The 13,411-nt window shown below is 51.4% G+C and carries 9 protein-coding genes; 6 read left to right on the forward strand and 3 right to left on the reverse strand.

Annotated features, from left to right (window positions below; all coding sequences use genetic code 11):
• Window positions 1-272 precede the first annotated feature (272 nt).
• Window positions 273-1,751: a sigma-54 interaction domain-containing protein gene (locus BUC26_RS20795; RefSeq protein WP_073379157.1), complete on the reverse strand. Its 1,479-nt coding sequence runs from the start codon at window positions 1,749-1,751 to the stop codon at window positions 273-275.
• A gap of 646 nt (window positions 1,752-2,397) precedes the next feature.
• Between BUC26_RS20795 and BUC26_RS20800 the strand changes: the two genes are divergently transcribed.
• From BUC26_RS20800 to BUC26_RS20810, 3 genes are all read left to right on the forward strand, one after another.
• Window positions 2,398-3,978: a GumC family protein gene (locus BUC26_RS20800; protein WP_161949910.1), complete on the forward strand. Its 1,581-nt coding sequence runs from the start codon at window positions 2,398-2,400 to the stop codon at window positions 3,976-3,978.
• Window positions 3,979-4,094: 116 nt separating this feature from the next.
• Window positions 4,095-5,015, forward strand: a complete 921-nt coding sequence (locus tag BUC26_RS20805; protein ID WP_161949911.1) for an AAA family ATPase — start codon at window positions 4,095-4,097, stop codon at window positions 5,013-5,015.
• A 33-nt stretch (window positions 5,016-5,048) separates the two neighbouring features.
• Window positions 5,049-5,909 (forward strand): polysaccharide biosynthesis tyrosine autokinase, encoded by an 861-nt coding sequence (locus BUC26_RS20810; protein ID WP_073379161.1) that lies wholly within the window; start codon window positions 5,049-5,051, stop codon window positions 5,907-5,909.
• A 71-nt stretch (window positions 5,910-5,980) separates the two neighbouring features.
• Here the strand turns inward: BUC26_RS20810 and BUC26_RS20815 are convergent, their stop codons facing one another.
• Both BUC26_RS20815 and BUC26_RS20820 read right to left on the reverse strand, forming a co-directional pair.
• Window positions 5,981-6,469, reverse strand: a complete 489-nt coding sequence (locus BUC26_RS20815; protein ID WP_073379163.1) for a hypothetical protein — start codon at window positions 6,467-6,469, stop codon at window positions 5,981-5,983.
• Between the two features lie 782 nt (window positions 6,470-7,251).
• Window positions 7,252-9,549, reverse strand: coding sequence for a tetratricopeptide repeat protein (locus BUC26_RS20820; RefSeq protein ID WP_073379164.1), 2,298 nt, complete (start codon window positions 9,547-9,549; stop codon window positions 7,252-7,254).
• Between the two features lie 251 nt (window positions 9,550-9,800).
• On the opposite strand from BUC26_RS20820, the gene BUC26_RS20825 reads away from it, so the two are divergent.
• The 3 genes from BUC26_RS20825 to BUC26_RS20835 all read left to right on the forward strand — a co-directional run bounded on the left by BUC26_RS20825 (window position 9,801) and on the right by BUC26_RS20835 (window position 13,056).
• Window positions 9,801-10,532 carry a polysaccharide biosynthesis/export family protein gene (locus BUC26_RS20825; RefSeq protein WP_073379165.1) on the forward strand — a complete coding sequence of 244 codons (732 nt, stop codon included), beginning with the start codon at window positions 9,801-9,803 and terminating at the stop codon, window positions 10,530-10,532.
• Between the two features lie 24 nt (window positions 10,533-10,556).
• Window positions 10,557-12,044 (forward strand): hypothetical protein, encoded by a 1,488-nt coding sequence (locus tag BUC26_RS20830; protein ID WP_073379167.1) that lies wholly within the window; start codon window positions 10,557-10,559, stop codon window positions 12,042-12,044.
• 142 nt (window positions 12,045-12,186) lie between these two features.
• Entirely contained in the window at window positions 12,187-13,056 is an 870-nt protein-coding gene (locus tag BUC26_RS20835; RefSeq protein WP_073379168.1) for an XrtA system polysaccharide deacetylase, read from the forward strand.
• Window positions 13,057-13,411: the final 355 nt, after the last annotated feature.

Consider the following 13,411-nt stretch of genomic DNA (forward strand, 5'->3'; position numbering starts at 1 on the left):
GTCAAGATTGCTCACGGGGAAGTCTTATTATACGATGAATAACCGACTTTATGAAGGGCATCTGAAAAAAAATTCCGCAATTCAGGAAAAAACGAGAGAGGGTGTCACTGTTTGGAGACAGACAAACCGAATGATCTGGGAATCATATAGCCAATTATTAGGTTAGGCAGGCAAGCAGAAGACCATATTTTTCGAACCGAGCCGGTTCTTGCTTCCAATCGTAAAACAAAGAGAGAGGCAACCGGCGATCTTTGGAAGTGTTGCTGAAAAGACTAATTTGAACGCAACGTTTTCGGGGATATATCGTAGCGTTTCATCTTTTCGTAGAGCGCCGTTTTGCCAATCTGAAGAACATCTGCGGCCATCGCCACATTGCCCTGGAACATTTCCAGTTTATGCAGGATTATCTCTTTTTCGATCTGCGAGACGATGCCCTTCAGAGAAGTCCCGTTGAATCCTTCAAGTATGGATGAAACGGTGCAGTTCTGCTGGCTGTGCGCCGTATTGTCGAAAACGATATCCTGGCCGGACAGCATGTTCTCTTTGCTCATCAACACCGCTCGTTGGATAACGTTCTCAAGTTCGCGGACATTTCCGGGCCAGTCGTGATTAAGCAGTTTTTGCGATATGGGCTCGGCGATCAAATCTATTTTTTTATTGAACGCATCACAGTATTTGTTGAGAAAGTGAAAAGCCAGATCCAGGATGTCTTCTCTTCGTTCTCGCAATGAGGGAATATTAATATTAATGATACTGAGTCTATAGAAGAGGTCTAAGCGAAACGATCCCTGCTGGACTGCTTCGGAAAGATCGACATTGGTGGCGGCCAGAATTCTTACATCGGTTTTGATTGGTGCATTGCCGCCAACGCGTATTATTTGCCCATCCTGCAGTACTCTCAACAAAGCGGCTTGCATGCGAGGGCTGATATCGCCGATCTCATCGAGAAAAATGGTCCCGCCGTCAACCACTTCAAACTTGCCCTTTCGACGCGAATCGGCACCGGTAAAAGCGCCTTTTTCATAACCGAACAGATCGCTCTCGAGCAAGGAATCATTTATGGCATTGCAATTGATTTTGAGCAGCGGTTTGTCCTTTCGGTTGCTGGTCCCATGTATCATGTTGACGACCAGTTCCTTCCCGGTACCGGACTCGCCGGTTATAAGCACCGTTGTGTCGGTTTTTGCAATTTGAAAGACGGTGTCCCGTACCCGGCGCAAGGCATCGCTGGAGCCGACCATGACCCCCCGGGAAGGATGGTGTTCGAAGTGGTTTTTGAGGGTATCAAGCTGGCTCGAAAGATTTTTTCGTACGCGTTCACTCTCTTTCAACTCACTGATTTTATTGACGAGTATCGATTCGATATTTTGGTGGAATCGAGTCAACTCTTTTTGGTATTTTTTTTCTTCCGTCAGATTTTTGATGATTATCCAAAAGAGCTTGTCGCCCTTGTAACCGGAAAAGGGGGCAATGCTGTATTCAAGATGAAACCCGTTGATAATGCTGGTCCCAAGGTTTGGCTTGCCTTTATTTCCGACGGAGTCTTGAACGATCCCTAATAAATCAGGGTGAAGCGCACGTTTCTCGGATGAGTCTGCGCTCACATTTGACTGGAGGCCCCCAAAGAATTTGAGGGCGCTTTGGTTCATGAATTCAATGGTTCCGTTGCTGTTAACCAGAAGAACCATCTCCGGCATGGCCAGAAGCAATGCCCTCTGATTGCCGGCAAGTCGCTCGGTGTCAGTCTGCATGTTACAACCTGTTGCTGGGGTACTACGAGAAGATCCAATCGCCAATCGCCGTGTACGTTGGCTTAAAAATAATGCATTGATGGGATAAATGAAATAGGTAGAAATACCTATTTTCCGCTTTTTTGGAAAAAACAGCCCGCAATGTTTCTTTTTGCCGACAGTAATGAGCTGATTTTAAATAGTCTTTTAATCTTCTGTTTTTTTTGATTAACTACGCCTGCAGCGATCAGCATGCCAGCTCGACACCTTTGATAGGCTCCCCGGTAATTATCGGGGCAACAGGGGTGCTTTTTCGTAAAGAGAGCTTATCTATTATCAATAGCTTAAGCTGAATTGTAAGGCCAAATTCGGCAGACACGGGCAGCCCGTCAATTCGCTTGGTAACCATCTTCAATTGGCTGCTTGCCCTGGCCGGAAAAATTTATATACTCTTGTAACGATATGAGAAAGAACACGGCGGTCGAAGAAACCAGTTGAATGCATGACACCAACTATCACGATTTCTTCTTGTCTCTCATCAGCTACATGTAATCACCGGCATTGTGTGAGAGATTAAAGGGAGCGTTCACTGCTGCGACCACCTTCAAACGCGATGTACCGGCTCATGTGATTTCTTTGATAGGCGTACTTTATGGAAAATGATCAGATGCAACAGATACGGCGCTTAGTCGATGTCGCCCTTCGCCGGAAGGCCTTGATACTTTTTTGCACCTTGTTGGGGGTATCTCTTGGCCTGGCCTATTACCTCACCCAGCCAAAGATCTTTCAAAGCACAGCCTTGCTGAGCTATCAGCAGCAACGAATCAACCCATCTGAAATGTCGCCCGATGTCGTCTCGCGGATTCAAGAAACGGTGAACACGACAACCCAGATAATTCTCAGCAGATCGTCTCTGGAAAAAATCATTGCCGATCTCGGCTTGTTCAAAGAATCGGAAAACCCTCCATCTGTGGAAGCGCAGGTACAGGCCCTGCGGCAGAACATCAACGTCCAGAGGTCCAGTCGTGACGACACGTTCAGCATTTCATTTAGTGGCAGGAACCCCTCGCAGGTAGCCTTGGTCACCAATTCACTGGCCGCCCGCTTTATTGAGGAGAACCTGCAGTATCGCGAAGAACGTGCTCAAGAAACCTCTTTGTACACCCAGGACGAGCTGAATATGGCCAAAGAAATGCTCGACCAGTTGGAGGCGAAGATGCGTGACTATAAACTCGCGCACTTCAATGAAATGCCGGAACAGCGAGAAGGGAACCTGACCAGGTTGAATTCGTTGCAGGAGCAGTATCAGGGCAGGCAGGATTCCATCCAGGATCTGGAGCGGACCAGGGTCATGCTCCAGGAACAGATCAATGTTCGCCGGCAGCTCTTGGCGGAAAATGCCCGGCTCAGGCAGAATCAGCTGCAACCACAAACGCCGGTGACCGCGCAGCCGGAAACCCAGCAGGAGCGGCTGGCCCGTTTGCAGACGACCCTCCAGCAGCTGCTCGGCAGGTATACCGAACGACACCCTGAAGTCAAACAGATTCGCCGGGAAATCAGCTCGCTCGAGCAGTCCATTGAACAAAATCTGGGCGAGGCTGCTGACAGCACGGCGAGCGCCTCGCAAAGACAGCCGAGCGGCGGCCGGCAATTTGATCAGGAGTTGTTTGACCTGCAGATCCAGTTAAAAGACATCGGGCTTAACATCGAGGAGCTGAACAAAGAAAGGGTCGAACTGAAGGCTGCCATAGAACAGTATGAGCAGTGGATAGCAGCCGTTCCGGAACGGGAAGCCGAGTGGTCAGCGTTGACGAGAGAGTATGCTGAATTGCGGAGGCACTATGATGAACTGGTTTCGCAAAACCTGCAGGCTCAATCATCACTCAATCTGGAGAGGAAGCAGAAGGGCAGCCAGTTCAGAATAGAGGATTCGGCACGAGTTCCGGAAAAACCGGTCAGCCCCGTATTTGTAAAAATCATGGCGCTCGCGTTGTTGGCCGGTGCCGGCGTCGGCGGAGTACTGGCCTTTGGCCTCAACATGCTGGATACCTCTCTGCGCAGTCCGGCTGATTTCGAGAACCTGTTTCAACAGGAAGTCATTTGCTCGATACCGTATCTCCCTTTAAAGAGAGAGACGAGAAGAGAACACCTGTGGAGTATCGCCGGGGCTTTATTCTTCGTCGTTTACGGGGCAGCCATCGTTGCTGTTATCTTTTATACCTGGAAACAGGGTCATATCATCGTGTAACGGGGTGATACTGTTCCCGTCCTCTTTCTCAGGCGGTCATTAGAGCAATGTATCGAACATTTTACGCTATTCGAAATAAACCGTTCGAGCTGACTCCCACCAGTGAGTTGGTTTATATGAGCGATGCTCATCAGGAGGCGCTTGCTACCCTTCGTTACGGGATTATTTCCAATAAAGGGTTCGTGATGTTGACCGGCGGCATCGGTACCGGTAAGACGACGCTGGTCAATAGTCTGCTAAAAATGCTCAAGACGAAGGTTCGCGTCTGTTACCTGAACAACCCGACCTTGAATCGCCGGGAATTTCTCCACTACGTAGCCAAAAAGCTTAACCTGCAGTATTCGGGCAACAAAAGTGATTTTATACTGAAATTTTCAAGACTCCTGGAAAAAGTTCATCAACGAAAGGAGAAAATCCTGATAATCATCGATGAGGCTCAAGTGGTTCCGTTGGACCTCATGGAAGAGGTGCGCTTGTTGTCCAACCAAGCAGGTGCCCGCAATGTGCTCAGCATCTTTCTCATCGGGCAACCGGAACTTCAGGAAACGCTTGCTCATCCCAGATTACGGCCGCTGCGGCAACGGATCGGCATCAAATATCACCTCAAGGAACTCGAGCGGGAGGACACCGCGCACTATATAGCCTATCGGCTCAACGAGGCAGGTGCCGCGAATCCGGCATTGTTTACCGACCAGGCAATAGATTGTATTCATCAGGCGAGCAGCGGCAATCCACGTTTGATCAACATCATTTGTGATCACGCGTTGATTAGCGGCTTTGCCAAAGGCATTAATCACATAGACCGGGACATCATTGAGGAATGCCTGCAGGATATCAAACTACCAGGTGAAACAAGCCTGACGATTTCAGGAGAGGCAGGAGAAGCGGTAGACAACAGCGTCGGCGTGGGAGGAACGAGGAGCAACCACTCGAGATATCTCCCCGTTCTTTTGATTCTGCTGACCCTGACTATTGCCGGTGCCGGGTTCTACTTCTTGGGTTGGATCGAACCGGGCCTTGATTTGATCACCAGGTGATCCACATGATTTTTACAGATACAGTGAGGAGCTATGGGTAAATTAGCGGATGTCCTTGAAAAAGCGGGTTATGGCACGGAGGGCACCGAAAAACAAAAACCGAGCCAAAGCGAGCAGCCGAAGAATCGCAGCGCAAAACCAGTTGAACGGGCTGCGCCGGCTCCTCGAACGAAGCTGGTTCGCTCAAACGATAACAGCGGGAAATGGGATGAGCGTCTTTTCAAAGCGGTGAATAGCGACGCATATATCCCCGAGATTTTCAAAACACTGCGGTCCCATATTCTGCACCCCCTCGAAGGGCAAAAAGTGCCGAAAACGATCATGGTAACGTCAGCCATTCCAAAAGAGGGCAAAAGCTTCGTCACGGCCAACCTCGGCATCACGCTGGCGCAGGGGATGGACCAGTACGCGTTACTGGTCGATTGTGATCTCCGTCGCCCCTCGTTGGCACCGATGTTCGGTCTGAACAAGAGCCCCGGCTTGGCTGACTACCTCAGGGACGACATTGACCTCAGCGAGTTGATCGTCAGATCGTCGGTTGACAAACTCTCGATTCTGCCCAGTGGCGATCCGCCGGTAAACCCTGCTGAATTGCTCAGCTCGGCCAAGATGAGCAGTCTGGTGGAAGAACTCGCAACACGCTACGATGATCGCCTGATCATCTTCGACAGTCCACCGTTTTATGTCGCATCCGAGGCAACCGTCCTGTCGAGGCAAGTCGATGGCGTGTTGCTCGTTGTCCGTTCCGGCGGGGCCGGCAAACCGCAAATTCAAATGATGCTGGATACCGTTGGCGAAGAGCGGATTATCGGCGTCGTCTTCAATGCCTATACGACCAACATCGTCGAGCGCTCCCTTATGAAAGGGTACGGCTATTACCAGCAGTCATATTAAGGGGAGAAAGCAGCGCACACACGGCGAAGAACCAACGCCGGGGGCATCATCAATTGCGGCTTGTGCCCGTCTTATTGAACGGTGCCTTGCCGTAAGAGATGAATGACATCAGCCAGATCAACGGCAGAATTGCCGGCCACAGCTCCGAGCCCTTCAATGCCGTTGGGTAACTGGCCGGTGAGGGCAAGGAGGGCGAGGACAGGTGATGTCTCATCGAAAATGGTGAGGGGAAAGGGGGTCGACGGTGGGCTTTCGGTACCGTTATCATAACGAGCTGTGAGCGTGAAATCGAACACACCGGTGCTGCTGGTCACGACGCAATCGAAATATTGTGCGTCAGGTGAAGATGTCTCGCAGACCAAATCCCCATCCTTGTATAAACGATATCCGGTCACTGTTTTATCGGTGATTGCCTGGTAGTCAAAAATGAACTCGATCTGAATGGTGTGATCTTTGATCGCGGCGCCGGCAAGAGCTGGCACGATGAGAAGAGCAAAGGCGACCAGGAGGGCAAATGTGTTTTTGTACGAGGTTTTCTGTGCGGCAACGTGGCTTTTCATAAGGCTTCAATCAGCTGTTCAACAGGTTAATCTTGTGGTTCGTGAACAGTGAAGCAATATGCATGCCACAGATAATAAACCCATTTAGTACAGACAGTTGTAGCAATTGACCGGGATTGAGCGGCAAGAAGGGCGGGGGGAAAAACTGATTTTGTAACCTTTGTTGTCACTAGAAAAAGACGAGAACCACCGAAAGAAACGTGGTTTCCGACGAGATAATATCTGTTAACAATCTTGAATTATTGATTTAAATATAAAACCAATAAAATGCAAACCGTGTTTACAGAAACGTCGTTTCCGTGATACCCCTCACCCCATGTGTCGCTGTTTAGCGAAAGCATTCCTGCTCTGCATTATTTTTATTTTTCCCTTTAATATCAGTTTGGTGAGTAGTTGTTTGTACACATTCTTAACGGCTGATCAAAAACCTCATCAGTGGATGGTTCCCAGCCAGCTTCAGATTTAATCATTGATTAAAAGATGTTAGATGAAAATAGTAGGATGGGGTGTGGAAGGTGTGCTTCGGCGAGAATCAGGTGGTGTCGCCAATTTGGAACAACTCCAGAAGGGGAGTGAAGGCTGAAGTGAGGATCTTCTTTTCAGGTGGCTCTGGTTAGTCTATGTGCTCGTCGTTGTTTTGTTATTTTATTTTTCGGCAAAAGACGCTCATCTCTAAACGCGGCAAAACGATGGTTGTCCGGCCGCGCTGCCCTGCTCACACTGCTTGTCCCTTGTCGTTTCCTCAGGGGAAGGGGACGTTGTCGCTCGGTGGGGACAGATCGTCACTTGTTGCTCACACCTGACTGCAGTTCGGCCAGGAACGCCTGCGCTTCCGATTTTTGAGGAAAATCTTTATCCGTGCCAAGAAATGATTCCAGCAAAGCGGCTGCCTTTTCTGCCTTTTCATCACCGGCATAAGCTCGTGCCAGGTGGTAGGTGACCGTCGGTTCAGCCGGCAGGGTGAGCAGTGCCTGTTCGAACTGGGTGATGGCCAGTGAGTAGTTTTTCCTCTGGTAGTGTACCCAGCCCAGGGTATCGGCGATGTACGGGTCATCGGGATGTGCCCGTTTGGCCAGCATCGCCAGGCGCAGCGCTTCGCCCAGGTCGCCGTTTGGTTCGGATGCAATCAGAAACGCGAGGTTATTGGCAGCCGGTGCATAATCGGCTTTGATAGCCAGTATTTTTTGATAGTACTCCTGTGCCTCCTGAGTATTGCCGGCTGTTTGCAGTACTGTGGCGAGGCCCATGAGCCCGGGAATCGAGTTTGGCTGGCGTTCAACCAGCCCGCGATAGCTGCTGAGTGCCTCATCGGTTCTCCCCATCCTGGCGAGCAGGCGAGCCGAGGAGAGAAAGGCCCGGTTGTTGTCCGGATTCAGTTTCTGGGCCTGATCAAGGGCGGCAAGGCTCTGCTCGTAGAGGTTTTGCCGCTCGAGCAGATCTGCCAAAATCAGATACAAGGAACTGCTGTCCGGCGTTCTGTCGATCTGCTCTTTAATAAAGGCTGCAGCGCCATCCGGGTCGCCTGGATACCTCAGGCCGATCAGTAACAAGACGGCGCGATCCATGCCCGGCCGAATGGCCAGCAGCTGTTCCAGTAGCTGCTCTGCCGTGGCTCTCTGATCCGCGCCGACATAGCCAAGGGCCAGATTCAGCATGATCTCGGGATTGTCCGGCATCTTCTCGTTCATCCTGGTCAGCAGCTCAATGGCTTTTTCGTACTGCTTGCCGCCGACATAGGCCTGGCCGAGCAGGAGCGCTGTACGGCTGCTCCGCGGATCGATTCGCAATGCAGCGGTCGCCTCTTTGGCGGCATCCTCATAGTAACCCTGGCTCAGGTACACCTGGGCCAGCAGCTGGTGATATTTCGCCTCGTTATCGTCAATTTTGATGGCGTTGTCGAGTTCCTGCATGGCAAAGTCCATGGAACCGCGGCTGAAGTGCGCCAAGCCGAGGAAAAAGAACGGTTCCGCCCAATTTGCGTAATCCTTGGTGAGCTGGTTCAAAAGATCAATACTCTCCCTCGCATTGCCGTCATGGAGAAGCTGTCTCGCTCTGAGCAATTTCGCTTCGCGTTGCCCCGGCTCAGCTTCCAGGATTGCATCCGTCAGGGCCTGTGCTTCCGTAAATTTTCCCTGCTCGAAGAAGAGTTCGGCAAGCTGTGCCTGCACCGCTCTGTTATCTGGAAAATCTTCCATGGCAGCTTGGAGCGCACTCTCCGCATCCGCAAGCGCCCCGGACTCACGATAGAAGTTGCTCAGCGTCAGGCGGTGTTCCACCGTCTCCGGGTCGACCTCGATCGCTTTTCTGAGCGCGGCCTCTGTTTGCTCACGGTTGCCTTCGGCGCGATAGCGCCCGGCAAGCAGTAGGTGGGTTTGCGGGTTATCGGGAAATTTCGTCGCCAGGGTGTCGAGGGTTTTCTTGATGTTATCGACATCCTGCCGGCTTTGGTAGAACAACAGCAACGCCTGATAGTGGTTGAAATTATCGGGTTCCAGCTCAATTGCCTGCCGAAAGGCCTGCTCGGCATCGTCGAATTCTTTTCCGGCGGCAAAAACGCGCCCTTTGAGATTAAGCAGCCGCCCCGAACGATCCACCGCATCGCCAAGCCTGTCGAGCGTCTCTTTAGCCAGCTCCGGTTTCCCGTCGATCAGCTCGAGATGTGCCAGCAGAGCCAGAGCATCGGTGTGGGTGGCGTCCCGCTCGAGGATACGTTCGATAAATTTCTTGCTCTCTTCGGTGTTGCGCGCCAGCAGATACATTTCCGCCGCCTTCAACGAGGCATCGAGATTGTTTCGATCCAGGTCTGCGGCACGGACCAGTTCATTGAACGCATTTTGCCCGTCGCCCTGTTCGAGATGAAGAAGCCCAAGCTGATACCGGGCATCGGCAAACTCCGGGTCGATCTGGATGGCATTGCGCAGTTCGATGATGGCGGCTTTCGGTTCATCCGTCTTGATGTATTCCAGAGCCCGGAGGTAGTGTCGCTCTTTCTTATCTTCCGGGGATGAGCAGGAAGATAGCAGCAGCAGGCAGGTACCCAGGTAGATGGCCAGTGTGATGAGTGTTTTTGTGCGTCGCATAAGAGTGATGATGAAATGGAGTATGAACCGATTTCTTTGAAGAAGATAACGGCCCGGGTGAACTGGTGGCCTACAGATAATAGTGCTGCTAATCTTATGTGAAAATACGGTCATTTACCAGAAAAAAAGTGAAAACGGGATAGACAGGCCACATTTTCGGCAACCAGCCGCCTCTAAGGGTGACAAACCTGACAAAATGTGCTTAGTAAATCAAAATAAGGCAAATCGATCAAACAGATGGGGAGGATGTTATGAGAACCGTACTGTTCATGCTGGCGGCCGTGAGCACCGTCATTTTTCTCGGCGCCCAGTCCGTTTTTTCCGCCCAGTCGACGGCGGACGTGCCGGCCACCGCGGAGATGAAACAATCGCTGCGTACCCAAATCCTCGGAGATCAGACAGGCCAAAACCAGAGCCAAGACGAATACGTGATCGGCCATGGCGACATCATCAGCGTCAGCGTCTACGGCGAAGGAGACATGGCGCCGTCGACGGCGGTTGGCGCTGCGCGGCCGGCGGAAGCGGGCGATGCGCCGCGCGTCAGTGGAGCCGGTGTGATGGTCATGATGGACGGCCGCGTTTCCCTGCTCCATATCGGTGATGTCGAGGTGGTCGGCCTCACCCTGACCCAGCTGGCCGACTATCTGAAACAGCTGTATGCAACGGTTTACGAAGACCCCATTGTCACGACGACGCTGGTGCAAAGCAACAGCTTGCGCTACACCGTGATGGGCAATGTTACCGGACCAGGCGTGTTTTTCCTCGACTACCCCCTCACCATCGTCCAGGCCGTTGCCCGCAGCGGTGGCTTTACCGAATGGGCAAACCGAGACGTCACCATCGTCAGGGAGACAATCAAGGAAGCGGAGCAGGACCTGTTCAAGGGAAACACCCTGTCATTTGATTATGACGACTTCGTCTCCGGGAAAAATCTGCAAAAAAACATCACCATCCGCTCCGGCGACATCGTCATCGTCCACTAATACAACATGGGGTTCAAGAGATCTATGGTAGCGCAGATCCAAAAAACAGCCGTCATCACCGCACTCGTCTCCCTTCCCTTGGTGCTCGCCATCCCACACCTCTCTCAGGCCCGCAGCAACATTCTAACGGGCGGGGTGAGCATCTCCTATGATTACGAGGATCGTGATGAGTCGTATTTCGACGACCCCGACACCGAGATAGATGAATCACGGATCGAACGGGAAGAAGACGATTATAAGGCCTTGGCCCTCTCTCCCTATTTCATTCTGACCAGTACTACCCCCCGGGATAATCTTGAATTCCATGTCCGACCGGAACTGCGCTATGATCTGTACGCATCGGAGAGCGATTTTGACGGTAGCTTCCGGGTCGTCGCTGATCGATATATTACACGGGCCTGGCAGGTCGGAGTGTCCAACGAAATTCTGCGCTCTGACTACTACCGAACGAGCGGTGACGTGCTCGACCCCGCAGCACCGCCGGAAGCTGCCGCAACCGGTGATCCAACACTGCCGGAGTTGTCCCCGGACACGAGGCGGACCCGATATTGGCGCAACACCCTTGAACTCTTCTCGGAACACACCTACAGCCAGGAAAGTTTGATCAGGCTCGGGTTCAACTACATCGTCCTACGCAACGACGACGACGATTTTTCCGATGTGGAAGATTTCGACCGCTACGAATTCATCTTGGCTGATGAGCACCGTTTCAACCCGCGTTGGAGCACACTGCTCGATCTGCGCTATATCATAGGCGATTTTCAACCAGCGGAAATCGCTGCAGTCGCCGAGGATGAACCCGCGCCGATAGAAACGACCAGCGATCTCGATGAGTATCGTTTGTTCATGGAGCTTCGGAACCACTCGATTCCCCGCAATCCGCTCTCCGCCTCATATTCATTCATTGGCACCCGGTATGACGAGACGGAGATAGAAGAGGATATCGATATCCATCAGGTGCGGTTTACCTGGAGAAGGGATTACTCTCCCGGGACCTACACCAGTATCGGCATCGGTCCTGCCTATGTTGTCAGCGGTGATGACGAATCCTGGGAAGGTACCGGGTTGGCCGAGTGGAACTACGCCTTGCAGCGTGGCAATCTCAATGTTGCCGTGGAAAAGGGGTACGACACCGAAGATTTTGACGGTACCTCCGAGCGAGGGCTGGTCGATTATTGGGAGAGTCGTTTCTCCTTCAGTTATCGATTGTCTCAATATCTCACGATGACTGGACGCCTCTCGTATCTCTATGAAGATCGAGAAGATGTGATCACTGTACCTCTCGAATCGCCAGATGAAACCATCGAGGCGATTGATAGTTTCGAATTGGACACCTATCACAACGACCGCTACGAAGCAAACATCGGGCTGGGCTACACCTTCATGCAGTATTACACGGCGAGCGTTGATTACACTTTTACCAAACAGGAATCTGACCGGATAGATGAAGAATATGATGATCATCGCATTCTGCTCACCCTGTCGTGGGAGAGTGAATTACTTCGCTGGTGAGCAGACACGCTTCCGCTCCTTGTATTCCCCGTCGTTTATGTTTATGCCAAAAAAATCACCGGCCAATTCTACAACGCTGATTGTTGTCTGATGGTTGTTTGGACGTCTTGCTTAACATACCACGCTGTCATACTATTACTGCATGCACACAGACAAGACGATCCTGCTGACCATCGATGTTGAAGACTGGTTCCAGGTCGAAAACTTCAAGGCACACATCTCCTACGACTCATGGGCTTCCCGCGAACTGAGAGTGGAGGCCAACACCCATGCGTTGCTCGACCTGTTCGACACCGTTGAGCCCAACGTCAAAGCGACCTTTTTTGTACTGGCTTGGATAGCCCAACGCTGCCCGGATCTGATTCGAGAGATCGACCGTCGTGGCCACGAAGTGGCGTCGCACGGCTGCAATCATGAATTGTGCTACAGCATGTCTGCCGATAAACTGCAAGAAGATCTGCGGCGCAGCAGGAAGATCCTCGGAGAGCTGATCGGTAAAGAGATATGGGGATATCGGGCTCCCAGCTTCTCCGTATCCAACGAAACACTCGGCATGGTGCAGGCTGCCGGTTACCGTTACGACTCCAGCTATAACTCCTACGAGGGGCACGGCAGGTACGGCACCCTCCAATTCCCAGAAACTGACAACTGCGACCGGCATATCTACCAGATGGCCCCGGGGTTTTACGAGATCCCGGTCAGCAACCTCACCCTTGGCAAACGAGTCGTCCCCTGGGGTGGCGGTGGTTATTTCCGATTACTGCCAATTACTTTGTTCCTTATGGGTGTCAGGCATATTTTGAAAAGCAATAAGTGTTATACTTTCTATATACACCCGTGGGAGATCGATGATAAACAGCCACGAGTCAACAACCTTAAGCTATCATTTCATTTTAGACATTATATTAATATGAAATCAACTAGACATAAGTTGCACTTGTTTATCAATGCTAATTCGCAACAGAGGTTTTTAACCTGTAAAGAAATTATGACTGATTCAGATTCCAAGTGAATAGTTCATAAGGGATCCTTGAAAAATCAAATTTGACAGCTTGAAAACTCCTCCGAAGAGCAATCTATTTCTTCGGAAAAACGAAAAATTGAAAATATTGCCTATTTCATGTCTCTGAAGACGCTCATTCTCCTCTCGCTATGGCCTTTTTATCAGCCATTCCGTGCGTTGGACGCACGTCACCTGCTAGGTGGTCGCCAGCAGGGCAAATCGGGACAGGTTGTAGGCCATGTTACGCAACCCGATCTTGGCCTTGAGCCTGATTATGCCAATGCCACGCATGAGGGTGCTGCCGGTGCGCATCGCCATGACGCCAAAGACATGTTCAACACGGCTCCGAGTCTTCGATCTGATT

It is taken from the genome of Desulfofustis glycolicus DSM 9705, assembly GCF_900130015.1.
Taxonomy (GTDB): Bacteria; Desulfobacterota; Desulfobulbia; order Desulfobulbales; family Desulfocapsaceae; genus Desulfofustis; species Desulfofustis glycolicus.